This is a genomic window from Pseudomonas aeruginosa, from assembly GCF_001457615.1.
Lineage (GTDB): Bacteria > Pseudomonadota > Gammaproteobacteria > Pseudomonadales > Pseudomonadaceae > Pseudomonas > Pseudomonas aeruginosa.
In genome coordinates this window covers 3,619,927-3,644,191 of sequence record NZ_LN831024.1, presented here as the reverse complement: position 1 = coordinate 3,644,191, position 24,265 = coordinate 3,619,927, and the positions used below count along the sequence as shown (strand labels likewise).

General features: G+C 66.5%; 22 protein-coding genes and 1 pseudogene. 13 read left to right on the top strand and 10 right to left on the bottom strand.

Going from position 1 to position 24,265, the window contains the following annotated elements; genetic code table 11:
* Positions 1–62: 62 nt before the first annotated feature.
* On the bottom strand, positions 63–2,357 hold the full coding sequence (gene bglX / locus AT700_RS16555) for a beta-glucosidase BglX (RefSeq protein WP_003113557.1): 2,295 nt from the start codon (positions 2,355–2,357) through the stop codon (positions 63–65).
* 170 nt (positions 2,358–2,527) lie between these two features.
* Complete coding sequence (locus AT700_RS16550; protein ID WP_003087737.1) at positions 2,528–4,585, bottom strand: putative bifunctional diguanylate cyclase/phosphodiesterase; 2,058 nt, start codon at positions 4,583–4,585, stop codon at positions 2,528–2,530.
* A gap of 352 nt (positions 4,586–4,937) precedes the next feature.
* On the opposite strand from AT700_RS16550, the gene AT700_RS16545 reads away from it, so the two are divergent.
* From AT700_RS16545 to AT700_RS16520, 6 genes are all read left to right on the top strand, one after another.
* Positions 4,938–5,279: a ribonuclease E inhibitor RraB gene (locus tag AT700_RS16545; protein ID WP_003087738.1), complete on the top strand. Its 342-nt coding sequence runs from the start codon at positions 4,938–4,940 to the stop codon at positions 5,277–5,279.
* A 97-nt stretch (positions 5,280–5,376) separates the two neighbouring features.
* Entirely contained in the window at positions 5,377–6,075 is a 699-nt protein-coding gene (locus AT700_RS16540) for a GMP synthase (RefSeq protein WP_003161633.1), read from the top strand.
* A 349-nt stretch (positions 6,076–6,424) separates the two neighbouring features.
* The gene (locus tag AT700_RS16535) at positions 6,425–7,837 is read left to right on the top strand and encodes a circularly permuted type 2 ATP-grasp protein (protein ID WP_003087741.1); all 1,413 of its coding nucleotides are present in this window, start codon (positions 6,425–6,427) and stop codon (positions 7,835–7,837) included.
* A 2-nt stretch (positions 7,838–7,839) separates the two neighbouring features.
* Positions 7,840–8,793, top strand: coding sequence for an alpha-E domain-containing protein (locus AT700_RS16530; RefSeq protein WP_003087742.1), 954 nt, complete (start codon positions 7,840–7,842; stop codon positions 8,791–8,793).
* A complete protein-coding gene (locus AT700_RS16525; RefSeq protein ID WP_003100717.1) occupies positions 8,790–9,590 on the top strand; it encodes a transglutaminase family protein in 801 nt (266 codons plus the stop codon). Before AT700_RS16530 ends, AT700_RS16525 begins: the two co-directional genes overlap by 4 nt.
* Before the next feature lie 81 nt (positions 9,591–9,671).
* Positions 9,672–10,403: a hypothetical protein gene (locus AT700_RS16520; protein WP_003113561.1), complete on the top strand. Its 732-nt coding sequence runs from the start codon at positions 9,672–9,674 to the stop codon at positions 10,401–10,403.
* Positions 10,404–10,410: 7 nt separating this feature from the next.
* Here AT700_RS16520 and AT700_RS16515 read toward each other — a convergent pair.
* A pseudogene (locus AT700_RS16515) lies at positions 10,411–11,231 on the bottom strand (c-type cytochrome).
* 112 nt (positions 11,232–11,343) lie between these two features.
* On the opposite strand from AT700_RS16515, the gene AT700_RS16510 reads away from it, so the two are divergent.
* The 3 genes from AT700_RS16510 to AT700_RS16500 all read left to right on the top strand — a co-directional run bounded on the left by AT700_RS16510 (position 11,344) and on the right by AT700_RS16500 (position 16,165).
* Entirely contained in the window at positions 11,344–12,231 is an 888-nt protein-coding gene (locus AT700_RS16510) for an AEC family transporter (RefSeq protein WP_003087746.1), read from the top strand.
* A gap of 570 nt (positions 12,232–12,801) precedes the next feature.
* Complete coding sequence (locus AT700_RS16505; protein ID WP_003087747.1) at positions 12,802–14,007, top strand: acetyl-CoA C-acetyltransferase; 1,206 nt, start codon at positions 12,802–12,804, stop codon at positions 14,005–14,007.
* 13 nt (positions 14,008–14,020) lie between these two features.
* The gene (locus AT700_RS16500; protein WP_003100703.1) at positions 14,021–16,165 is read left to right on the top strand and encodes a 3-hydroxyacyl-CoA dehydrogenase NAD-binding domain-containing protein; all 2,145 of its coding nucleotides are present in this window, start codon (positions 14,021–14,023) and stop codon (positions 16,163–16,165) included.
* Between the two features lie 384 nt (positions 16,166–16,549).
* Here AT700_RS16500 and AT700_RS16495 read toward each other — a convergent pair whose 3' ends face one another.
* Complete coding sequence (locus AT700_RS16495; RefSeq protein ID WP_048521146.1) at positions 16,550–17,464, bottom strand: LysR family transcriptional regulator; 915 nt, start codon at positions 17,462–17,464, stop codon at positions 16,550–16,552.
* Between the two features lie 151 nt (positions 17,465–17,615).
* On the opposite strand from AT700_RS16495, the gene AT700_RS16490 reads away from it, so the two are divergent.
* Together AT700_RS16490 and AT700_RS16485 are read left to right on the top strand one after the other, a co-directional pair.
* The gene (locus AT700_RS16490) at positions 17,616–18,587 is read left to right on the top strand and encodes an aldo/keto reductase (RefSeq protein ID WP_003117709.1); all 972 of its coding nucleotides are present in this window, start codon (positions 17,616–17,618) and stop codon (positions 18,585–18,587) included.
* Between the two features lie 22 nt (positions 18,588–18,609).
* Positions 18,610–19,608, top strand: a complete 999-nt coding sequence (locus tag AT700_RS16485; RefSeq protein WP_034038490.1) for an SMP-30/gluconolactonase/LRE family protein — start codon at positions 18,610–18,612, stop codon at positions 19,606–19,608.
* 8 nt (positions 19,609–19,616) lie between these two features.
* Here AT700_RS16485 and AT700_RS16480 read toward each other — a convergent pair whose 3' ends face one another.
* Positions 19,617–19,988 carry a glutaredoxin family protein gene (locus AT700_RS16480; RefSeq protein ID WP_003087752.1) on the bottom strand — a complete coding sequence of 124 codons (372 nt, stop codon included), beginning with the start codon at positions 19,986–19,988 and terminating at the stop codon, positions 19,617–19,619.
* A gap of 244 nt (positions 19,989–20,232) precedes the next feature.
* On the opposite strand from AT700_RS16480, the gene AT700_RS16475 reads away from it, so the two are divergent.
* On the top strand, positions 20,233–20,955 hold the full coding sequence (locus AT700_RS16475; RefSeq protein ID WP_003098093.1) for an amidotransferase: 723 nt from the start codon (positions 20,233–20,235) through the stop codon (positions 20,953–20,955).
* A gap of 57 nt (positions 20,956–21,012) precedes the next feature.
* On the opposite strand, the gene AT700_RS16470 is transcribed toward AT700_RS16475, so the two are convergent.
* The 3 genes from AT700_RS16470 to AT700_RS16460 all read right to left on the bottom strand — a co-directional run bounded on the left by AT700_RS16470 (position 21,013) and on the right by AT700_RS16460 (position 22,141).
* On the bottom strand, positions 21,013–21,252 hold the full coding sequence (locus tag AT700_RS16470; protein ID WP_003087754.1) for a hypothetical protein: 240 nt from the start codon (positions 21,250–21,252) through the stop codon (positions 21,013–21,015).
* 27 nt (positions 21,253–21,279) lie between these two features.
* On the bottom strand, positions 21,280–21,498 hold the full coding sequence (locus tag AT700_RS16465) for a hypothetical protein (protein WP_003098091.1): 219 nt from the start codon (positions 21,496–21,498) through the stop codon (positions 21,280–21,282).
* Between the two features lie 154 nt (positions 21,499–21,652).
* A complete protein-coding gene (locus AT700_RS16460) occupies positions 21,653–22,141 on the bottom strand; it encodes a hypothetical protein (protein WP_003122850.1) in 489 nt (162 codons plus the stop codon).
* 220 nt (positions 22,142–22,361) lie between these two features.
* Between AT700_RS16460 and AT700_RS16455 the strand changes: the two genes are divergently transcribed.
* Positions 22,362–22,868: a macro domain-containing protein gene (locus AT700_RS16455; RefSeq protein WP_047688400.1), complete on the top strand. Its 507-nt coding sequence runs from the start codon at positions 22,362–22,364 to the stop codon at positions 22,866–22,868.
* A 71-nt stretch (positions 22,869–22,939) separates the two neighbouring features.
* On the opposite strand, the gene AT700_RS16450 is transcribed toward AT700_RS16455, so the two are convergent.
* Positions 22,940–23,128: a hypothetical protein gene (locus AT700_RS16450; RefSeq protein WP_003087758.1), complete on the bottom strand. Its 189-nt coding sequence runs from the start codon at positions 23,126–23,128 to the stop codon at positions 22,940–22,942.
* A 149-nt stretch (positions 23,129–23,277) separates the two neighbouring features.
* On the bottom strand, positions 23,278–23,967 hold the full coding sequence (locus AT700_RS16445; RefSeq protein ID WP_003087759.1) for a crotonase/enoyl-CoA hydratase family protein: 690 nt from the start codon (positions 23,965–23,967) through the stop codon (positions 23,278–23,280).
* Between the last annotated feature and the right edge of the window lie 298 nt (positions 23,968–24,265).

Below are 24,265 nucleotides of genomic sequence, written 5' to 3'. Positions count from 1 at the left end.
GCCGAGGGCTGAGACGCTGCCGTTCGCCCGCGGCGGCGACGCTGGCGGTGCGGTCGGCGCCTTCAGAGCAGGGTGAAGCTGCGGCTTTCGGTTTGCGCCGAATCCAGGCCGACGAAGACCTTGAACTCGCCCGGCTCGGCCGTGTGCCTGAGCTGGCTGTCGTAGAACTTCAGGTCTGCCTCGCCGAGGCGGAAGACGATCTCCCGCGATTCGCCGGGCTCCAGCATCACCTTGCGGAACCCGCGCAGTTCCTTCACCGGACGGCTGAGGCTGGCGACCGGGTCCTGCAGATAAAGCTGGACCACCGTGGCGCCGGCGCGCTTGCCGCTGTTGCTGAGCGTGACCCGCGCTTCCAGGGTAGCGCCGCGGGCCAGCCGTTCGCTGGACAGGCGCAGGGGCGAGAGACTGAACTCGGTGTAGCTGAGGCCGTAGCCGAACGGGTAGAGCGGGCCGTTGGCTTCGTCGAAATAGCGCGAGGTGTATTTGCCGGGGTTGTCGTGGTCCATCGGCCGGCCGGTGTTCAGGTGGTTGTAGTAGACCGGTACCTGGCCCACCGAGCGCGGGAAGGACATGGTCAGCTTGCCGCTGGGGTTGTGCTCGCCGAACAGCACGTCGGCGATGGCATTGCCGCCTTCGGTGCCACTGAACCAGGTTTCCAGGATCGCATCGGCGTTTTCCTGCTCCCAGCCCAGCGACAGCGGTCGGCCGTTCATCAGCACCAGCACCAGCGGCTTGCCGGTGGCCTTCAGTGCCTTCAGCAGCCGCCGCTGGCTGGCCGGGATGCGCAGGTCGGTGCGACTGGAGGCCTCGTGGGCCATGCCCTGCGATTCGCCGACCACGGCGACCACCAGGTCGGCGTCGCGCGCGGTGCGCAAGGCCTCCTCGAGCATCGCCTCGGCGGAGCGCGGATCGACCTCGACTTCCGGGTTGTAGCTGTTCAGGTAGTCGAGGATCGCCTGGTCGCCACTGACGTTGGCACCCTTGGCGTAGAGCAGGGTGGCACGCTCGCCGACGGCATTGGCCAGGCCCTGGTAGACGGTTACCGCCTGGCGTGGCACGCCGGCTGCCGACCAACTGCCGATGACGTCGCGCTGGCTCTTGGCCAGGGGGCCGATCACGGCGATCCGCCCCTGTTTCTTCAGCGGCAGCAGACCGTCGCGGTTCTTCAGCAGGACCAGTCCTTCGCGAGCTACCTCGCGGGCGGCCTGGCGGTGCAGGCGGCTCTCGGCGTTGGTGTCGAACGGCGGGTCGTCCGGCTTGCCCAGGCGCCGGTAGGGATCGGCGAACAGGCCGAGGTCGTACTTCGCCGCCAGCACGTCGCGGCAGGCGCGATCGATGTCGGCCTGGTCGATCTCGCCGGCCGCCAGCAGCTTCGGTAGCCAGGTCGAGTAGAGATCGTCGTTCATGTTCATGTCGACACCGGCCTGGATCGCCAGGCGCGTGGCGTCCCGCTCGTTGCCGGCGAGGCCGTGCTTGATCAGTTCCTTCACCGCGCCGTGGTCACTGATGGTCAGCCCCTTGAAGCCCCACTGCTGGCGCAACAGGTCGGTCAGCAGCCAGCGGTTGGCGGTGGCGGGCACGCCGTTGATGGTGTTCAGCGAGACCATCACCGCGCCGGCGCCGGCGTCCACCGCGGCCTTGTAGGGCGGCAGGTAGTCCTGGAACATGCGCGGCAGGCTCATGTCCACGGTGTTGTAGTCGCGGCCGCCTTCGGCCGCGCCGTACAGGGCGAAGTGCTTGACCGCCGCCATGATGCTGTCCGGGGCGGCCAGGTTGGAGCCCTGGTAGGCACGGACCATCACGCCGGACAGCAGCGAGGTCAGGTAGGTGTCTTCGCCGAAGCCTTCCGAGACCCGCCCCCAGCGCGCGTCGCGGGTGATGTCGACCATCGGCGAGAAGCTCATGTCGAGCCCGTCGGCGCTGGCTTCGAGGGCGGAGATCCGCGCGCTGCGGGCGACCACCTCGGGGTCCCAGCTGGCGGCCAGGCCGAGGCTGATGGGGAAGATGGTGCGGTGGCCGTGGGCCACGTCGTAGGCATGGAACAGCGGGATCTTCAGGCGGCTATGGCGGACCTGATCCTGCATGGCGCGAATGTCCGGGCGGGTCACGGTATTGAAGATGGCGCCGACCTTGCCGGCGCGGATGTCCGCCATCAGCGCTTCCTTGGGATGGTCGGCGCCGACGCTGACCAGGCGTAGCTGGCCGATCTTTTCCGCGTTGCTCATGCGAGCCATCAGGCTGGCGATGAAACGCTCCTTGTCGGTAGCCGGTGGATTGCCGGATTCGCCCTGGCCAGCCGCCAGTGCCGGGCTCCCGCTCAGCCCGATGAGAAGCCCCAGTACACACAGCCTGTTCATGCATGTTTTCTCGTTATTGGATAGACGCTCGTCGTGGCGGCGTGACATGTCGCGGCATGCCGCCCGGCGGGCGCGACATAAGGTGTTCGCAGCGCGGGCGGAAGTCAACGAGACGGCGATGGGCGAATCTGCCGGTTCTGACAGGTCCCGTGGCGCGCCGCTGGCGGCGCTCAGGCGACGCTGGCGAGCAACTGCTCGGCCGGCATCGGCCTGCCGAGCAGGAAGCCTTGCAGCGAATTGCAGCCGAGGCGGGTCAGGAACTCCTGCTGGGCCTCGGTTTCCACGCCCTCGGCGACGATCTTCAGGTTCAGCGTGCGGCCGAGGGCGACGATCGCCGAGACGATTGCGGCGTCGTCGCTGTCGTGGGCCAGCTCGTTGATGAAGCCACGGTCGATCTTCAGTTCGCTCGCCGGCAGGCGCTTGAGATAGAGCAGGCTGGAGTAGCCGGTGCCGAAGTCGTCGATGGAGATGCCGACGCCCATCGCCGACAACTGCTCGAGGATCACCAGGCTGGCATCGGCATCGCGCATGGCGGTCGATTCGGTCACCTCGAGGATCAGGTGGCTGGGCTCCAGGCTGTGGCGCAGGAGTGCGTTGCGCACCGAGTCGACCAGGCCGGCATGGGCGAACTGCAGGGCCGAAAGGTTCACCGCGATGTTCCACTCCGCATGCCCGCCGTCCAGCCAGAGGCGCATCTGCCGGCAGGCTTCGTCGAGCACCCACTCGCCGATCTGCACGATCAGGCCGGTTTTTTCCGCCAGCGGCAGGAACTGGTCGGGGGGGATCAGTCCGTGTTGCGGATGCTCCCAGCGCAGCAGCGCTTCCACGCCGACCATCGGTCCGTTCGGCGCCAGTACCTTGGGTTGGTAGTGCAAGACCAGTTGCCGGCGCTCCAGGGCCTGGCGCAGGTCATGGAGCAGTTGCAACTGTTCCTGGGCGTTGGCGTTCATCGAACTCTCGAAGAAGCAGTAGCCGTTCCGTCCCTGGTCCTTGGCGTGATACATCGCCGCGTCGGCATTGATCATCAGTTCGTGGCGGGTCTGCCCGTCGCCGGGGTAGAGCGCGATGCCGATGCTCGCCGAGATCCGCACCTCGTGGCGGGATATCTGGTACGGCTGGCTGATCCGCTTCACCAGCTTCTCGGCCAGGGTCGCGGCGTCGGCGGGCTCTCGGGCCTCGATCAGCAGGACGAACTCGTCGCCGCCGAGGCGGGCGATGGTGTCCTGGGCGCGGACGTTGGCGCGGATACGCTCGGCGACTTCGATCAGCAACAGGTCGCCGAGGTGATGGCCGTAGGCATCGTTGACCGCCTTGAAGCCGTCCAGGTCCATGAACAGCACGGCGAACCGGCGATCGTCGCGGATCGCCTGCTGGATCGCCTGCTCCAGGCGGTCGTCGAGGAGCATGCGGTTGGGCAGCTTGGTCAGGTTGTCGTGCAGGGCCAACTGGATCAGCTCGCGGTTGGCTCGTGCGAGGGAGGTGGCGAGCACCGAGGTACGTGCCTCGAGGCGCGAGTCCAGCACCGAGACGATCAGGGCGATGGCGATCACCGCCAGGGTGATCACGATGACCAGCACCGCCAGCCAGCCGTTGTCGATGCCTCGGCCGGCGGCGCCGCAGAAGCTGCCCAGGGGGAACTGCGCGGCGGCCATCCCGGTGTAGTGCATGCCGACGATGGCGCAGCCCATCACCAGGGCGGCGCCGGCGCGGACCAGGACGATGCGCCGGCTGCCATGGCGCAGGCGGAAGGCGATCCACAGCGCGGCGCCGGAGGCGATCACCGCGATCAGGATGGAGAGGCCGAGCCACAGCGGGTCGTAGACGATCCCCGGCATCATCAGCAGGGCGGCCATCCCGGTGTAGTGCATGGCGGCGATGCCGCTGCCCATCAGCAGCGCGCCCAGCGCCAGGCGTTGCCAGGGGAGTTCCGCCTGGCACACCAGCCAGAGGGCGAAGGCCGAACTGCCGACGGCCAGTAGCAGCGACAGCAGGGTCAGGCCCAGGTCGTAGCCGAGCGGGATCGGCAGGCTGAAGGCGAGCATGCCGACGAAATGCATCGACCAGATGCCGAAGCCCATGGCGAAAGCGCCGCCGATCAGCCAGGAGAGCGCCTCGCGGCCTTTCGCCAGGGTCACCCGGCCGGCCATGTCGAGAGCGGTGTAGGACGCCAGGATGGCCACAATCAGGGAAAAGGCGACAAGAACCTGGTTGTAGCTGCTGATAAGCATGAAAGCGTCCGAACGGGATAGCGGGAGAGAAGTGGTTGATATCAACCTGATATTATTGCACGAGTCGCTTTCGCCAATGCCATCGGGCAGGACCAACGGTCGCCGGCGCAGGCGGAATCTTGCTCAACGGCCGGGCCTTTTGTACAGCGCTTTGTCTGCCGCCGGTCGCCGCCCGCCGGGGCAGGCGGCGGAAAGCTCGGCAGCGCTGGCAGGTTGACGCTACCCTGAAAGAAGCCATGGTCGTCCGATCCTCCTCTGGCCTGATCACAAAACTCTCATGATCGCCGACGATGGCTTCAGCTGAATGGGGAATCGGTGAATTTTCTGAATGTCTCGACAGGAGGTGCGTCTCATGGAAAAGCCCTTCTCGGATGATGTCAGCGTGAATGTCCTGCGTCGCATGAAAGAAGGCGGCTTCGACTTCGCGCGCATCCATCCCATCGACTTCTTCGCCATCTTTCCCAGTGAGCGGGAGGCCCGCCAGGCAGCGGGCCAGTTTCGCGGCGAATCCCTCAGGGCCCAGGTCGTCGCTCGCGACGATGGCTCCTGGAACCTGCAGGTCAGCAAGGTGATGTACGCCACCCATGCCGCCATCGGTGCCTTCGAACACGACCTGGAGGAAGTCGTGGTGCCGCTGGGCGGCGTGCTGGACGGGTGGGGCGTGACCCAGGAGGTCACTTCGCTGCGTCCGTGACGGCGGCGGGACCCCGGCCGCGATCCCGGGCCGGGGCTCCTGCGTCGGGCTTTCCTTCCTCGAAGGCTTTCCTTCAGACTGGGGAAGGAGGTAAGCCATGAGCGATATTCTGATCCTGACCCATGCCGAGTTCTGTCCGCCAGGCCATCTGGGTGCCGTGCTGGCGGAGCGCGGCCTGGACTTCCGCGTGATCCGCGCCGACCTCGGCGAACTCGCCGGTCTCGACGCCGAACGCCCGCGAGCGGTGGCGATCATGGGTGGGCCGATGAGCGTCAACGACGACCTGCCCTGGTTGCGCGACGAACTGGCGCTGCTGCGTCGCTTCATCGAGCGGCGCATCCCGCTGATCGGCCATTGCCTCGGCGGCCAGTTGCTGGCCCGCGCCCTGGGCGCGACGGTGCGGCACCAGCCCTACACCGAAATGGGCTGGCAGCCCATGCAGCGGGAAAGCCGCGACAGTCCATGGCTGGCCGGGCTGCCGGAGCGCTTCTCGATCTTCCAGTGGCACGGCGATGCCTTCGACCTGCCGCAGGGCGCCGAGCGCCTGCTGTCCAGCCCGTGGTGCGAGAACCAGGGGTTTTCCTGGGGCGATCACGTACTCGGCCTGCAAGGCCATCCGGAAATGACCGAGGAACTGGTGCGGCGCTGGATCGCCGGCTGGCCGCACCTGCTCGATCCCTCCCAGCCCAGCCAGCAATCCGCCGAGGACATGCTGGCCGGGTTGCCTGCCAAGGTTGCCGGGCTGAATCGGGTGGCCGAGGGTTTCTACCGTCATTGGCTGTCGCTGATCGATTGACCTTCCCGGCCGCGGGCGCCTCCCTGGCACTACCGCCGGTCCGCTTTATCGCTCGTTCGAGCGAGACGGCTGTCTGCATGGAAGGGAGGGGAGAAGCCGTCTCCCTTCCGGGTCTGTTCTAGACTTATCGGTCCCACAGGTCGCTTCGCGATCGGCAGGTCGATGCCGGTCCGTGGCCGCGGGGCGCGCATGCCGTCGAACGGGGCGCCCTTCCTCTCCCTGTGGGCAGGATGCACCAGACTGGGGCGAACCCGCCGCGCCGACCCTGCGAATCGCCGACGAGCCGTGATCCGCGCGCTGGCACGGGCTTTGCGAGTTCCCCATCGTTCGTGACGACAAGGAGTCCGGCATGGCACGCATGTTTTACGACGAGATGCACGATGCTGGCGGCGAATGCCGCTCGCATTATCGGGAATTCGCTCGCTGGCTGGCCGACACCCCTGAAGAGCAACTGCTGCAACGCCGGCGTGAAGCCGACCTGCTGTTCCACCGCGCCGGCATCACCTTCACCCTGTACGGCGACGAGCAGGGCACCGAGCGCCTGATCCCCTTCGACACCATCCCGCGCAGCATTCCCGCGGCGGAGTGGGCGCACATCGAGGCCGGCTGCATCCAGCGCGTCCAGGCGCTGAACCTGTTCCTCGCCGACCTCTACCACGAACAGCGCATCCTCAAGGCCGGGGTGATTCCTGCCGAGCAGGTCCTGGCCAACGACCAGTACCAACTGGCGATGCAGGGACTGGACCTGCCGGGCAACGTCTACGCGCACATTGCCGGGGTCGACCTGGTCCGCGACGGCAGCGGCAACTACTACGTGCTGGAGGACAACCTGCGCACGCCCAGCGGTGTTTCCTACATGCTGGAAAACCGCAAGATGATGATGCGCCTGTTCCCCGAGCTGTTCGTCCGCCAGCGCGTGGCGCCGATCGACCACTACCCGGACCTGCTGCTCGACACCCTAAAGCGGGCCAGTGACGTCGAATCGCCGAGCGTGGTGGTATTGACGCCGGGACGTTTCAACAGCGCCTACTTCGAACACGCCTTCCTCGCCCGCGAGATGGGCGTGGAACTGGTCGAAGGCGCCGATCTGTTCGTCCGCGACGAGCGGGTCTACATGCGCACGACGGCCGGACCGCAACCGGTGGACGTGATCTACCGAAGGATCGACGACGCCTTCCTCGACCCGCTGGCGTTCAACCCGGATTCGCTGCTCGGCGTGCCCGGCCTGCTGGCCGCCTACCGGGCCGGCAACCTGGTGCTGGCCAACGCGATCGGTACCGGGGTGGCCGACGACAAGTCGATCTACCCCTACGTGCCGGACATGATCCGCTTCTACCTCGGCGAAGACCCGCTGCTGCACAACGTGCCGACCTGGCAATGTCGCAAGCCGAAGGAACTGGCGCACGTCCTGGCGCACCTGCCGGAGCTGGTGGTGAAGGAGACCCAGGGTTCCGGCGGCTACGGCATGCTGGTCGGACCGGCGGCCAGCCGGGAAGAAATCGAGCTGTTCCGCGAGCGCCTGAAGGCTCGCCCGGAGGCCTATATCGCGCAACCGACGCTGTCCCTGTCGACCTGTCCGACCTTCGTCGAGAGCGGCGTCGCGCCGCGCCATATCGACCTGCGGCCGTTCGTCCTGTCGGCGCCGGATCGGGTTCGCCTGGTGCCTGGCGGGCTGACCCGGGTGGCGTTGCGCGAAGGCTCGCTGGTGGTCAACTCGTCCCAGGGCGGCGGCACCAAGGACACCTGGGTGGTGGAGGAATAAGCATGCTCAGCCGGACCGCTTCCGACCTGTACTGGATGTCGCGCTACCTGGAACGCGCGGAGAACCTCGCCCGCATGCTCGACGTCAGCTACTCGCTGTCGCTGTTGCCGCAGGACCGCAACGGTGGCGGCCTGGACGAACTGGCCATGCCGCTGCTGATCACCGGCACCCTCGACGCCTACCTGGAGCGCCACGGCGAACTGGCCGCCGAGCGCCTGCTGAGTTTCTTCGCCCTCGACCCGGACAACCCGGCGAGCATCTACAGCTGCCTGGCCGCAGCGCGCGCCAGTGCCCATGCGGTACGCGGGCGGATCACCCTGGACATGTGGGAGAACATCAACGCCACCTGGCTGGAAATGCGCGGCATCGCCGCCGAGGGCATCCTGCGCTATGGCATCAGTCGTTTCTGCGAATGGGTGAAGGACCGCTCGCACCTGTTCCGCGGCGCGACCTTCGCCACCAGCATGCGCAACGATGCGTTCCGCTTCATCCGTCTCGGAACCTTCATCGAACGCGCCGACAATACCTTGCGCCTGCTCGATGCGCGCTACCAGACCCAGGGCGAAGCGGCGCTCGCCGGGGCGGACGAGGGCACCGCGCGCGGCTACTACCAGTGGAGCGCGCTGCTGCGGGCGCTATCCGCCTTCGAGGGCTACACCGAGCTGTACCGCGCCTCGCCCAACGCGCGCAACATCGCCGAATTGCTGCTGTTGCGCGAGGACGTGCCACGTTCGCTGCTGTCCTGCATCGAGGAACTGAGCGAGATCCTTTCCGGCCTGCCCGGCGTCAACGGCCGGCCGGCGCAGCGCCTGGCCGCCGAGCTGGAGGCGCGGGTGCGCTACACCGGCATCGACGAGGTGCTGGAACAGGGCCTGCATACCTGGATCACCGACTACATCCTGCTGGTTCGCCAGTTGGCCAACGCCATTCACAGCTCCTACCTGGAGGCCGCATGAGACTCTCGATCACCCACGACACCACCTATCGCTACGAAGACCGGGTGCGCGCCAGCATCCAGTACCTGCGCCTGACCCCGCAGGACAGCGAGCGCCAGCACGTGGTCGATTGGCGCCTGGACCTGCCGCGCCCGGCGCGGCCGCTGCGCGATCCGTACGGCAACATCCTGCACGTCCTGACCCTGGACGAACCGCATGAGTCGGTCCTGATCGCCGCCCACGGCCTGGTCGAGATCGACGAGGAGCGCGAGGTGGAGCACGATCGCCAGTCGCCGTTGCCGTTCCTGCGCAGCACCCGCCTGACCGGCGCCGATGCCGAGATGCGCGCCTTCGCCGAACGCGCCATGGGCGGCCGCAAGGACCGCGGCGGCCTGCTCGACCTGATGCATGCGCTGCACGAGCATATCCTCTACCAGCCGGGGGCGACCCGCGTCGACAGCACCGCCATCGAGGCTTTCGGCGCACGCGCCGGGGTCTGCCAGGACCATGCCCATGCCTTCCTCGCCTGCGTCCGCAGCCAGGGCGTGCCGGGGCGCTACGTCTCCGGCTACCTCTACACCGAGGACGATACGCACCTGGCCAGCCATGCCTGGGCCGAGGCCTGGCTCGGCGACGGCTGGTACAGCTTCGACGTGACCAACCGGCTCGGCCGTCCGGAGCGCCATCTCAAGCTGGCCGTCGGCCTCGACTACCTGGATGCCTGCCCGGTGCGCGGCTTGCGCCGTGGCGGCGGTTGCGAGCAGATGCATGCGAGGGTGCTGGTCAGCGCGCCGCTGCTGCAGGTGCAGCAACAGTGACGATCCATTGCGCGCCTGGCGTTATCGGCGATTGCCTTTACGCTTGAGGGGCGGGGACGGACGGAATAAGGAAGATTCGAGATGACCTACTGTGTCGCGATGCACCTGGCCGATGGGTTGGTGTTCGCCTCCGATTCGCGGACCAACGCCGGGATCGACCATATCGCCACCTTCCGCAAGCTGTTCACCTTCGGCACGCCCGGCGAGCGCCTGCTGGTGGTGCAGACGGCCGGCAACCTGGCGACCTCGCAATCGGTGATCAACCTGCTGCAGCAGCGCATCCGCCGGGACGGCGCCAGCCTGCTCAACGTGCCCTCGGTCTACGACGCCACGGCGCTGGTCGCCGAGACCACCCGCGAGGTGCTGGCCCGCGACAGCGGCAATCTGGCCGGCAATACCGACCTGAGCTGTTCCTTCCTGGTCGGCGGGCAGATCGCCGGCGGACCGCCGGCGCTGTACAGCATCTATCCCCAGGGCAACTTCATCCAGGCCACGCCGGACACGCCTTTCCTGCAACTGGGCGAAAGCAAGTACGGCAAGCCGATCCTCGACCGCAACCTGACTTTCGACACGCCGCTGGAGCAGGCCCTGCGCTGCGCGCTGGTGTCGTTCGACTCGACCATCCGCAGCAACCTCTCGGTGGGCATGCCGCTGGACCTGCTGGTCTACCACCGCGACAGCCTGATCCTGCCGGAGGGCTACCGGGTCACAGAGGACGACGCCTATTTCAGCGCCATCCGCCGCCAGTGGAGCGCCGGCCTGCACGACTTGCTGGAGCGCCTGCCGTCGCCGCCCTCGGCGTACAACATCTGACGCCGCTTCAGCCGGCCGCGCCCGCCTTGCGGCCGGCCATGTGGCGCAGGTAGCCGATCAACTGGCGCAACTCCTGGTCGTCGATCACCCGTTCCGGGAACGCCGGCATCTTCGCCTGCGGCCATTGCCGCAGCGCCTGCGGGTCGCGGATGTAGCGGGCGAGGAATTGCGGCTGGAAGTACTCGGTGGGGTTGTACGGCAGGTTCAGGTCCGGGCCGAACTGGGCGTCGCCGGCACCGTTGAGACGGTGGCAGGCCAGGCAGTTCTTCTGGAACACGGCGAAGCCGGCGCGCACCTCCGCGCTGGCGTCAGCGGCCGGCAGCAGGGCCGGGAAGCGTTCGGCCAGAGGGGACTGGTAGCGGATGCGGACGACCTGGAAGGGCCATTGCTCCGGACCGATGCGTTTTTCCTCGGGTTTGCTCCAGACCAGATAGAACGGCCCGGCGGACGGCTTGCCCGCGCCCAGCGGCGGCCAGGGGCGCTGCGGATCCTCTATCGCCAGCCAGGCTTGCGAGCCCTGTTCGGCGAGCAGCGGGGCGGCCGGCAACTCGGCGGCGAAGCCGTCGCTGGCCACGGCCTGCAAATGGTCTTCGGGATGCACGCCTTTCAACAACGCCGCCAGTGGCACGGCGCGGTAGCGCATGTTCCGGCGGTAGGCGACGTCGGCCGGGATGTCCAGGTCGCGGGCCTGCGGATGCCTGAGCAGTTCTTCGCTGCTCCAGGTCTGCGTGCCCCCGGCAGTTCCAGGCGGAGCTCGGCGGCCCAGGCGGCAGCCACAGGGAAGAGCAGGGCACCTAGCAACGCCAGGCGCGGGAGAGTGACAGGCATGCGGGTTCCTCGTGCATCCGCCGGTTATGGCATGGAGCGAGAGATTGGCACGGAACGGGGGCCTCGCGGTAGCATGCGGGCCATTGCATAGCTGGCTAACCAAGGGGTTCCCGTGCTCGCCGAGTTGTTCGCCGTGATGGCGCCCGTGCTGTTCGGCGCCGGTGTCGGTTACGTCTGGGTCCGTCTCGGACACGCCTATCCGACCGAGTTCGTTTCGCGCATCGTGTTCAACATCGGTTCGCCATGCCTGATCCTCGCCACCCTGGCGCATACCCGGGTGGACCTGCACAGTTTCGGCCGGATGGCCCTGGCCAGCGCGCTGATCTGCGTCTGCATGGCTGCGCTGGGCTGGGCGGCGGCGCGCCTCGGGCGCCAGGAGTGGCAGGTGCTGGTGCCGGCCTACAGCTTCCCGAATGTCGGCAACATGGGCCTGCCGGTGTGCCTGTATGCGTTCGGCGAGGCGGGGATGACCCTGGCGGTGGCGTTCTACCTGATCATGTCGATCGGCAACTTCAGCCTCGGCGTGTTCTGGATGAGCGGCGAGCGCTCCTGGCGTTCGCTGCTGGGCAATCCGATCCTGCTCAGCGTGCTGCTGGCCTTGTTGTTGATGGGGCTCGACCTGCAACTGCCACGCTGGATGGCGAATACCGTCGACCTGATGGCCGGGCTGACCATTCCGCTGATGCTGATCACCCTCGGCGTGTCCCTGGCCAGCATCCGCCCGCGGCAACTGGGCAATGGCTTTTTCTATGGCGGCTTGCGTCTTCTGCTGGGGGCGCTGGTGGGCTGGTCGGTGGCGCTGGCGTTGCAATTGCCGCCGCTGGCGCAGGGGGTGCTGGTGGTGCAGTCGTCGATGCCGGTGGCGGTGTTCAACTATCTCTACGCCTTGCGCGGCAATCGTTCGCCGGATCAGGTCGCCAGCCTGGTGCTGTGTTCGACCCTGCTGTCGTTCGCCTTCATTCCGCTGCTGCTGACCTGGTGGCTGCCTGCGCTGCGCTGACCGCGAGGCGGTGCGCAGCGTGCAGGCAGCAGGTGCCCTAACGGATCAGACTGTTAAGGTTGGGAAGGATCAGGATGACTGTGGTGGCGAAGACGATGAGGCTCGCTTGCCGCCATCTTTTTGGCTGCTCGTTCAACATGGCCTGTCTGCCTTTCTTGTTGTCGGGTGGCTGCCTGCTCCGCGCTACGGCCCGGCGGAACGGCTTGCCACGCAGTGGCGTACTCTTCGGTCGGCCCGGCATCCCCGGCGTCGACCTCCCTTTCGAACGCTTGCATGAATCAGTCTAAGCCCCGGCCTGCGCGGGCTTAGACCACTTGGATACAAGCTGCTGCGGTCTAGACATATTCCCTCTATATGACAGCGTGGTGACGGCTCTGGCGTGCGTCTCGACCGTTCGTCCGGTGTCCGGGTTTCCGGTCGAAAGATGGCATGGTGCTATCTTCCCGGTGTTGCAGGCTGAGCTGGGCGGTCAATCAGCCTGAGCGGTTCGGTCATTGTCCCGCCGGCGAGCCTGTTTAAGGTAGGCGGAGGCCCGCTCGGCCGGACGAGAACAGGATAAGAGAGACCGCCATGACCGACGCATTCATTTACGACGCCGTGCGTACTCCCCGCGGCAAGGGCAAGAAGGATGGCGCGCTGCACAGCGTCAAGCCGGTGAACCTGATGGCCGGGCTGTTGCGCGCGGTCCAGCGGCGCAACGACCTGGATACCGCCCAGGTCGACGATATCGTGCTCGGCTGCGTGACGCCGGTGGGCGACCAGGGCGCCGATATCGCCAAGACCGCGGCGCTGGTGGCCGACTGGGACGAACAGGTTGCCGGCGTGCAGATCAACCGTTTCTGCGCCTCCGGCCTGGAGGCGGTGAACCTGGGGGCGATGAAGGTACGCTCCGGTTTCGAGGACCTGGTCCTGGTCGGCGGCGTCGAGTCCATGTCACGCGTGCCGATGGGCTCCGACGGCGGCGCCTGGGCACTGGATCCGGAAACCAACCTGCACACCAGCTTCGTCCCGCAAGGGATCGGCGCCGACCTGATCGCCACCCTGGAAGGCTTCAGTCGCGCCGATGTCGATGCCTTCGCCCTGCGCTCCCAGCAGAAGGCCGCCAAGGCCCGCGCCGAAGGGCTGTTCGGCAAGTCGCTGGTGCCGGTCGCCGACCAGAATGGCATCGTCCTGCTCGACCACGATGAGTTCATTCGCGCCGACTCCACCCTGGAAGGGCTCGCCGCGCTCAAACCGAGTTTCGAGATGATGGGGCAGATGGGCTTCGACGCCACCGCGCTGCGCAAGTACAGCCAGGTCGAGCGCATCGAGCACGTGCATACGCCGGGCAACAGCTCGGGGATCGTCGACGGCGCCAGCGCCATGCTCATCGGCTCCGAGGCCAAGGGCCGCGAACTGGGCCTGAAGGCGCGGGCGCGGATCGTCGCTACCGCGGTGACCTCCACCGACCCCACCATCATGCTTACCGGCCCCGCGCCGGCGACCCGCAAGGCCCTGGCCAAGGCCGGCCTGAAGGTGGAAGACATCGACCTGTTCGAAGTCAACGAGGCGTTCGCTTCGGTGGTGATGAAGTTCATGAAGGACATGGGCGTGGCGGAAAGCAAGGTCAACGTCAACGGCGGCGCCATCGCCATGGGCCACCCGCTCGGCGCCACCGGCTGCATCATCCTCGGCACGCTGCTCGACGAACTGGAGCGGCGCAACCTGCGCTACGGCCTGGCCACCCTCTGCGTAGGCGGCGGCATGGGCATCGCCACCATCATCGAGCGCGTGTGAAGGGAGAACCGGAATGACTGACGCTATCCGTTACGAAAAAGGCCAGGACAACGTCGTCGTCCTGACCATGGACATGCCCGGGCAGAGCGCCAACACCATGAACGGTGTCTACCGCGAGGCGATGGCGAAGACCATCGCACGGCTGGAGGCGGAGAAAGAGGGGATCGCCGGCGTGGTGCTGACCTCGGCGAAGAAGACCTTCTTCGCCGGCGGCGATCTCAACGAGCTGATCAAGGTCACCAAGGCCGACGCCCCGGCCTTCTACCAGGGCATCCTCGAACTCAAGGGCCAACTGCGGCGCCTGGAGACCCTCGGCAAGCCGGTGGTCGCCGCGATCAACGGCGCTGCGCTGGGCGGCGGCTGGGAGATCTGCCTGGCCTGCCACCACCGCATCGCCCTGGACAATCCCGGCGTGCAGCTCGGCCTGCCGGAGGTGACTCTCGGCCTGTTGCCGGGCGGCGGCGGGATCGTGCGCATGGTGCGCCTGCTTGGCCTGGAGAAAGCCCTGCCGTACCTCGCCGAAGGCAAGAAGGTGCGTCCGGCGGAAGCGCTCAAGGCCGGGCTGATCCACGAACTGGCCGACAGCCCCGAGGAAATGCTGGAGAAGGCCCGCGCCTGGATCCTCGCCAACCCGGCGGCGAAGCAGCCCTGGGACAGCGCCGGCTACAAGATTCCCGGCGGTACGCCTGCCAGTCCCAACGTGGCGCAGATGCTGGCCATCGCACCGTCGGTGCTGCGCGACAAGACCAAGGGTTGCTTCCCGGCGCCCGAGAAGATCATGTGCGCGGCGGTGGAGGGCGCCCAGGTCGATTTCGACACCGCGCAACTGATCGAGGCGCGCTATTTCACCGAGCTGACCACCGGCCAGGTGGCGAAGAACATGATCGGCACCTTCTGGTTCCAGCTCAACGAGATCAACGCCGGCAAGTCGCGGCCGCAGGGGTATCCGGTGCGGGCGACGAAAAAGGTCGGCGTGCTCGGCGCCGGGATGATGGGCGCGGGCATCGCCTACGTATCGGCGGCGGCCGGCATCGAGGTGGTGCTCAAGGACGTCTCGCTGGAAGCGGCGGAGAAGGGCAAGGCTTATTCGGCCAGGCTGCTGGACAAGAAAGTTGCGCGCGGGCACCTGTCCGCCGAGAAGCGCGACGCCTTCCTCGCGCGGATCGTGCCGAGCGTCAGCGAAGCCGACTTCGAAGGCTGCGACCTGATCATCGAGGCGGTCTTCGAGGACCGCGCGCTGAAAGGCAAGGTCACCGCCGAGGCCGAGAAGCATGCCCTGGCCGATGCGGTGGTGGCGTCCAATACCTCGACCCTGCCGATCACCGGTCTGGCCCAGGCGGTGGCGCGGCCGGAGAAGTTCATCGGCCTGCACTTCTTCAGCCCGGTGGACAAGATGCCGCTGGTGGAGATCATCCGCGGCGAAAAGACCAGTGACGAAACCCTGGCGCGCGGTTTCGACTACGTGCTGCAGATCAAGAAAACGCCGATCGTGGTCAACGACAGCCGCGGCTTCTTCACCTCGCGGGTATTCGGCACCTTCACCAACGAAGGCATCGCCATGCTCGGCGAAGGCGTGAGCGCCGCGATGATCGACAACCAGGCGCGCCAGGCCGGTATGCCGGTGGGGCCGCTGGCGATTTCCGACGAAGTCTCCCTGAGCCTGATGACCCACATCCGCAACCAGACCGCCCGCGACCTCGAGGCCGAGGGCAAGGCTCTGCCGACGCACCCTGCGTTCGCCGTGATCGACCTGATGGTCAATGAGTACAAGCGCCCGGGCAAGGCGGCCGGCGCCGGCTTCTACGACTACCCGGCGAACGGCAGGAAACATCTCTGGGCGGAACTCAAGAGCCGCTTCGAGAAGCCCGATGCGCAAATATCCGCCGAGGACGTACGCGACCGCCTGCTGTTCATCCAGGCCATCGAGACCGTGCGTTGCGTGGAGGAGGGGGTATTGCACTCCACCGCCGACGCGAACATCGGCTCGATCTTCGGTATCGGTTTCGCCGCCTGGAGCGGGGGCGCCTTGCAGTTCATCAACCAGTACGGCCTGAAGGACTTCATCGCCCGCGCCCAATACCTGGTCGAACAGTACGGCGAGCGCTTCGAGCCGCCGGCGCTGTTGCTGGAGAAGGCGGCGAAGGGCGAGCTGTTCTGAGTCCTGGCGTCGCATGGAGAGCCGGCCTTCGGGCCGGCTTTCTCGTGGTTGCGTACCGCGGCGGATGACGCCACCCCGGTATCCCCTGGTTCTTGCCAGCCAGGCCGCCACGGGTAGGGCGAATAGCGCCATGGGCGCTATCCGCCGATATGCCGAGGTTCGGCGGATAACCGCGATGCGGTTATGCGCCCTACGCCGCGCGGCGGTACAGGCCCTTGCCTTCAGCCGCCATTGGTAGGGCGAATAGCGCCACAGGCGCTATCCGCCGATATACCGAGATTCGGCGGATAACCGCGAGGCGGTTATCCGCCCTACGCCGTGCGTCGATACAGGCCAGCCTCCATGCTTGCCTCCAGGCCGCCACGGGCGCTTCCGCCGATGTGCCTACGCGGGACCTGGGTGTTCCTCGCCGGGGTAGCGCAGCAGGTCGATCACGGCGCTCAACGCCGCCGGGTGGTTGCGGCGGTTCGGATAATAGAGATGGAAACCGGGAAAGGGGGCGCACCAATCCGCCAGGACCCGTTCCAGGCGGCCGGCGGCGAGGTGCTCGGCGACTTCCTCCTCGATGGCGAAGGCAATCCCGACATCGGCCAGCGCCGCCTGTAGCATCAGGCGCGGGTCGTCGAGGACCAGCGGTCCGCTCACGGCCACCGAAAGCGTTTTCGCACCCTTGCTGAATTGCCATTTGTACAGCTCTTCGGAAGACACCTTGCGCCAGCCGATGCAACGGTGGCCGAGCAATTCCTCCGGGCTACCCGGCCTGCCTTGCCGTCGGAAGTAGGCCGGGGTCGCGACGATGGCCAAGCGCAGGTCCGGGCCGACCCGCACGGCGCGCATGCCGTGCTGGAGGTCTTCGCCGAGGCGGATGCCGGCGTCGAAACCGGCTTCGACGATATTGGCGAAACCCTCGTCCGCCACCACTTCCAGGGTGATGCCGGGATAGTCGCGGGCCAGTTCGCCGAAACGTGGCGCGAGGACGAGACCGATGGCGTTTCGCGGTGCGTTGATTCGTACCAGGCCGTGAGGCGTTTCCCGAAAGCGGTTAAGGCTGTCCAGCGCGGCGGCGATGTCTTCGAACGCCGGGTCCAGGTGTGCCAGCAGGTGCTCGCCGGCCTCGGTCGGCGAGACGTTGCGAGTGGTGCGGTTGAGCAGGCGGATACCGAGCTGGGTTTCCAGTTCGCGCAGGGTGTGGCTGAGCGTCGGCGGGGTTACGCCGAGGGTGGCGGCGGCGCGGCGGAAACTGCGTTCGCGAGCGATGGCGACGAAGGCGGCGAGACCGGCGAGATCGGGCTTTTTCATTGGATTATTAAAATAACTCGATCAGTGAAAGAGATTTTTCCAGGATAGTTAGCTATTCGGCAGCAATATAGCATCGTCGGGAAACCTGGCTCATGAACAGGGTGGGGCCGGGGAAACCGCTCTTTTCAGAGCCTTCCGACGAGGTCGTACGATGCAGCATGTCCGTCTTGGCAACAGCGGCCTGAAAGTCTCCCGACTCTGCCTGGGGTGCATGACCTATGGCGATCCGGCGTGGCGTCCATGGGTGCTGGACGAGGAACGGGCGCGTCCGTTCATTCGCGAGGCGCTGGAAGCCGGGATCGACTTCTTCGACAGTGCCGATATCTATTCCACCGGCGAGAGTGAGCGGATCCTCGGACGCGCGCTCAGGGACTTCGCGCAGCGCGAGGACCTGGTAATCGCCACCAAGGCGTTCTTTCCCATGAGCGACAGGCCCAACGCCTGCGGCTTGTCGCGCAAGCATCTGCTTGCCAGCGTGGATGCCTCGCTGCGGCGGTTGGGTACGGACTACCTGGATCTCTTCGTGATCCATCGCTTCGATCCGGAAACCCCGATCGAGGAAACCTGCGAAACCCTCGACAGCCTGGTGCGTGCCGGCAAGGTCCGTTACCTCGGCGCCTCGTCGATGCCGGCCTGGCGCTTCATGAAGATGCTCGCCTTCCAGCGCCACCACGGCCTGGCGCAATTCATCTCGATGCAGAGCCAGTACAACCTGATCGTTCGCGAGGACGAGGAGGACCTCGTGCCGCTGTGCCGGGAAGAGGGGATCGCGTTGACGCCCTGGTCGCCGCTGGCGCGTGGGCTGCTGGCCGGAGCGCGAAGCGCCGGCACGCTGCGGACCCGGACGGACGAACAGGCCCCGCGCTGGTACGGCGGCAGGGAGGAAGTCGAGTCGACCCTCGGCGCGTTGGAGAAACTCGCCGCTGCCCGCGGGCTTCCACCGGCGCAACTCGCCCTGGCCTGGCTGCTTGGCCGGAACGGTGTCGCCGCGCCGATCGTCGGCCTGTCCAGGCCGCATCACCTCGAGGATGCCCTCGCGGCGCTGACGCTGGACCTCGCCGAAGAGGAGTGCGCCACGCTGGAGGCGCCGCTCACGGTGCGCGCCCGGACCCCGCGCTGGTAGGGCGCACATCGACGGAGAAAGCATGATGAGACGACAGGCTTCCGTGTTGCTGCTGGTATCCATGGTATCGGCGACCGTCTTGCCGGTTTTCGCCCGTGCGCCGGGCGAGCGCGAGCCGTCCTGCGCCGCGACGAGCATCGTCCTGCCAGCGGGGGCCCGGTATCCCAACGGCATCGCCCATGCCGCCGATGGAACGCTGTACGTCGGTCTGGTCACCAGCGGGCGCATCCTGAGCAAGCCTCCCGGGGGCGAGTGGGAAACCTTCTTCGCCGGCAGCCCGGCGATCTTCGCTGCCACCGCGCTGCGGCTGGACGAGCCGCGTGGCCTGCTCTGGGGCAATTCGCCGGACTTCCTACCCGCTGGCCGGCGCCGGCCGCATGGGGTGTTCGCCCTGGATCTCGCGACCGGTGCCGTGCGCCGATATCTGACCCTGCCCGGCGACGGGATGGGCAACGATCTCGCGGTGGCGCCGGACGGAACGGTCTACCTGAGCGAAACCCGGGATGGCAGCCTGATGCGGCTGCGGCCCGGGGAACCGGCGTTCCAGGTGTTGCTGCGCGACAGCCGCCTGGCCGACCCCGGCGGCCTGGGCGCGGCGGGCATCGTCCGGGTGGACGAGGACACCCTGCTGGTCGGCAACTTCGGTAGCGGGGCGATCCATGTCGTCGAAGGGGTCGCCTCGCGTCCGCGGCTGCGCGAGATGGAGCTGCCCCGAACGCTGGAGAATCCGGACGGCATGGCGCTGGCTCCGGACGGCTCGCTGATCGTGCTGGAGAACGCCATCCGCAGCGGCGCCGGCAAGGTGCTGCGGATCGCCGAGCCGCTCGCTCCAGGGCGGCGCGGCATCGAAGTGATACGCGAGGGCCTGGAGTCGCCGGTCAACCTGACCGTCACCGGACAGGGTTGCGCCTATGTCAGCGAGTCCCGCATTCGCCACCGCCTGTTGCCGGGGCGCGAGGGCGAGGTGCCGGCGCGTTTCCTGATCCACCGGCTGCCCCTGGACGCGGCCGGGGGCGGTTGATCGGCCGCTCAGGCGTTGGCGAAACGACCTTCCAGATAGGCGATGATCTCGCTGGATTCGTACATCCAGCGCACCTGGCCGTTTTCCTCGATGCGCAGGCACGGCACCTTGACCTTCCCGCCGCCTTCCAGCAAAGCCTGGCGGGCCTGCGGATCGTTCATGGCGTCCTTGAGTTGCATCGGCAAGTTCAGCCGGTGCATGGCGCGGCGTGTCTTCACGCAGAACGGACAGGCGCGGAACTGGTAGAGCGACAGGTTCCGCAGCGCCCGCTCGACCTCGGCCTGGGCCTCGGCGCTGCGCTGCAGCTTGCGGGGGCGGCTGACGAAGTCGGCGAGGATAATCGCCTGACCCAGTCCGTTACGTACTGCCTTGAGCAACATGGCGTGTGCCTCGCGGGAAAACCGCCAGTTTACGTGGCGGTTCCGGGCATGGGGAGTCCTTCCGTCTCCTGTGCAGATTTCTTTACGGCTGGGCGTCTCGGGAATCTTTCTGCCGGCTGCTTGTTTTTTGGCGAATCGTCCGGATATTCCTTTCGAGGCCAGGGCGACGGTTCCCTTGCCCGCGCTCCTGTGTTAATTAAATCAAACGAAAACGACAATAACCCCACTTCTTCAGAGAGTCTTTATGTCGCTCCGCATCTGTATCCTGGAAACCGATATCCTTCGTCCCGAGCTGATCGAGCGCTACGAAGGCTACGGCCGGATGTTCCAGCAACTGTTCGCCAAGCAACCGATCGCCGCCGAATTCGTCATCTACAACGTGGTGGAGGGGCGCTATCCGGCGGACGACGAGCGCTTCGACGCCTACCTGGTGACCGGCAGCAAGGCCGACTCCTTCGGTCCCGACCCGTGGATCCAGACCCTGAAGACCTTCCTCCTGGACCGCTACGAGCGCGGCGACAAGCTCCTCGGCGTGTGTTTCGGCCACCAGTTGCTGGCCCTGCTGCTCGGTGGCAAGGCCGAGCGCGCCAGCCAGGGCTGGGGCATGGGCATCCACCAGTACCAGTTGAACGAACGGGCCGACTGGATGAGCCCGGCGCTGCCGGACCTGACCCTGTTGATCAGCCACCAGGACCAGGTCACCCGGCTGCCGGAAAACGCGCGGGTGATCGCTTCCAGCGACTTCTGTCCCTATGCCGCCTACGCCATCGGCGACCAGGTGCTGTGCTTCCAGGGGCATCCCGAGTTCGTCCACGACTACTCCCGCGAACTGCTCGAACTGCGCCAGCAGCACCTGGGCGAGGAACTCTATCGCAAGGGGGTCGATAGCCTGGCGGGGGACCACCAGGGCACCGTCGTCGCCGAATGGATGATGCGTTTCGTCGCGCGCCAGCCGACCGGCGCCTGAGCCGGCTCCGCGCCATGCGAGCGCCGCCAGCCTCCCGGGGTTGGCGGCGTTTTCGTTTCAGGCCGGGCAGTCGAGGATGAAGCGCTCCGGGATCCAGCGCTGCGGGCGTGCCGGCGGGGTGCCGCTCTGCAGCTTCAGCGCCAGGTTGGCCGCCAGCGCGCGGACCATCGCCTGGTTGCATTCGATGGTGCGCGCCAGTGCGCCTGCCGAGCCTTGGGCGAGGCCGAGTAGCGAGTAGCCATTGGTCAATATCGCCAGGGCGGCGACGATCCAGAATTTCCGTGTTTGCCTTCTCATGCTGTTTCCCGGGAAAGAAGCCGGCGTTCAACCGGCGCGTCGACTGTTCAACCCCGAGAGCAGGCCTGGCAGGGCCTGGCCGATCTGGTTGGAGAAGGTCGTGGCGGTGTCGTTGTCCGGTGTGGCGTTCCTGGCGCTTTCGGCGCCGGCGACGAGGCTCAGCACGACCAGCATGAGGATGGCGTACAGACCCAGGGTGGCCAGGGCGGTGTTGCGGGCGTAATGGCGGGGGCTGCGACGTTTCATGGCGGCTTCCGTGATCGATACCTCGGATGGGCATAGGATCGCGGAGAAGAATTCGATTGGATAACGAATTGTCGCGCTATTAACTATCGACAGAAATGATGCTTTGGCCGAACGACCGGTACGGGTTGCGGGGCCCGGGTTCGGGCCCGATGGATCAGGACGAAGTCGGCGCGAGCAGACGATCGACCACCTGCCGGGCTCGCTCGAAGGAGGGGTAGCCGCTGCGCGCGACCGGCAGCTCGGCGTAGGCCTGGCGATAGGTCTCCGCCTTGGGAATATCGGCGCGCGGCAACAGGAAGGGCTCGGCGTAGATCTTGTAGAGCATCGCGTTGGCCAGCGGGTAGCGTCGCTCGGCGGAACGTTCGAGGAGGCGGGTGATGCGCTCGCAATCGCTGGCCTGGCCGTCGCGGCGAGCGATCAGCACGGCCTGGTAGAAGTCCGCCTCGCCGCTGCGGTCCTCGCGCGCCGCGCGCTCCAGCAGGGCCTGGGCCAGCGGCAGGCGATCGCGGTCGTTGGCGACGATGATCAGTTTCGCCTGCAGCATGTCGTTCTCGTACAGCAGTTTTTCCCTGTCGCTGTCCTGGCGGCAGGTGGCGCAGCTTGCCAACAGCGGGATCAGGCAAAGTGCAATCCATTTCGGCATGGCGGTTGTTTCCTTGTCATGGATGAGACGGCACGAGGCTGGAATCCAATGGAGAGGCGAGGCGCCTCCAAGGTTCCCTCGCATGCAGTCTAGTCGGCCCGTAGCGGATGGGACCGGCCGTTCTTGATACGCATCAACTGGCGCCGGCGGGCAAGGCGTACGGTGAAAGATGCAGGGCGGCGCACGAAGCGCCTGTCCCGAAGCCAAGAAGGAAACGCTCATGATTCGTGAAGTTGAAGGTGACATTCTGCTTTCCGGGGCCCAGGTGATCGCCCACGGCATCGCGCCCCAGGACCATTTCGACAGCGGCCTGGCCCTCGCCTTGCGCGAATGCTGGCCGTCGATGGTTCGCGACTACCGGCATGCCGCCCATGCCAGGGCGCCCGAGCCGGGCGGCATCTGGGTCTGGGCCGGGGTCGACGAGCAGGGCAAGACCCAGTGCATCGTCAACCTGATCACCCAGGGCATGCTGCACAGCGGTCGTAGCGCCAAGCCGGGCAAGGCGAGCCTGGAGGATGTCGGCCATGCCCTGCGCGAGCTGGCCCGCTATGTGCGCAGCGAAGGGGTGAGCAGCCTGGCTCTGCCCTGCGTGGCGACGGGAGTGGGCGGGCTGGACTGGTCCGAGGTCAAGCCGCTGGTGGTTCGCCACCTGGGCGATCTGGAGATCCCGGTGATTCTCTACGAGGTCTATCGCAAGGGCGTGGCGGCCGAGGAAAAGCTGGCCTGAACGAAAAGCCCGGCGTGAGCCGGGCTTTTCAGGGTTGCGGGGAAAAGAAAAACGTTCCTGGCAGGCGGCGTTCAACCCTGCGCATCGGTGTCGCTCGCGGTTGGCGCCGTGGCCTGTTGCTGCTGGGCCTGCTCGATGGCGTGCTGGTTCAGTTGGACCATGCGGTTTTCCATCAGGCTGGATTCGTCGGCGAAGCTGGCTTGCACTGCGAGGGTGGTAGCCATGCCGAGGAGAATGGCGGCGAAGACATTGCGTTTCATGATGACCTCCGGTTTTCCTTGGGAATGTCATCAGGATAATTCGTAATAATTTTTTAAAAATAGCAGTTCTGGAGAGTTACCTTTGCGTAATAAGTAATTATTGGGCGCAAAAAAGCCCGGTATCAACCGGGCTTTCGCTGGAGCGGGCCTTAGCCCAGGTGCTTCTTGTCCAGCTCGATCGCCTGGTCGAGGGTTTCCAGCAGTGCCTTGCGCACCTTGAGCTTGGTATTGCGGTGCGCGGTCATGTTGAGTTTCTTCAACTGCTGGGCCGCTGCACGCGCGCTTTCCTGCAACTGGTCGGCGCTGACCAGGGTGTCGAGGAAGCCGGCATCCACCGCAGCGGCCGGACTGAACATCTCGGCATTGATGACCGAGCGGGTGAACGCCGACTTGCGCAGGCGATCGCGGGCCAGTTCGATGCCGACATGGTGCATGGTCATGCCGATGGCGACTTCGTTCAGGCCGATCTGGAACGGCCCGTCGACGCCGATCCGGTAGTCGGCCGAGAGCAGCAGGAAGGCGCCCTTGGCTACCGCGTGCCCGGGGCAGGCGACGATCACCGGGTAGGGATGGGAGAGCAGGCGGCGAGCCAGGGTCGAGCCGGCGGCGACCAGGTTGACGGCATTCTCCGGGCCGGAGGTCATGACCTTCAGGTCGTAGCCACCGGAGAGGATGCCCGGCTGGCCGGTGACGATGACCACGGCCTTGTCCTGCAAGGCCTGGTCGAGAGCCTGGTTGAAGGCGTCGATCACCGCCGGGGAGATGGCGTTCACCTTGCCGTTGTTGAGGGTCAGGGTGGCGATGCCGTCTTCGAACTGGTAGCTGATCAACTCGCTCATGGCAGGATTCCTTTTGGTGGAGTGGCGCAGACCTTACTGATGGCCGCCGTCGGCGTAAAGCGCTTTGGCTGACCCGCGGGTCATGCGCGATTGCGCTTGCGCGGCCTCCCGGCCAGGGCTCCAGCGACGCCTGCGCGTTCCTGCCAGAAGAAACGGTTGAGTCTGACCGGGGAAGACAGCAATATGGGCCCTATCGTTAGTCCGGCCTTGCATGCGGTGCAGGCCAGCCGTTTCGAGGATGTCCGCCAGGCGCGATCCGCCACCGGGACGAGAACGGACGAAGGTCTCCGGCGGTCCG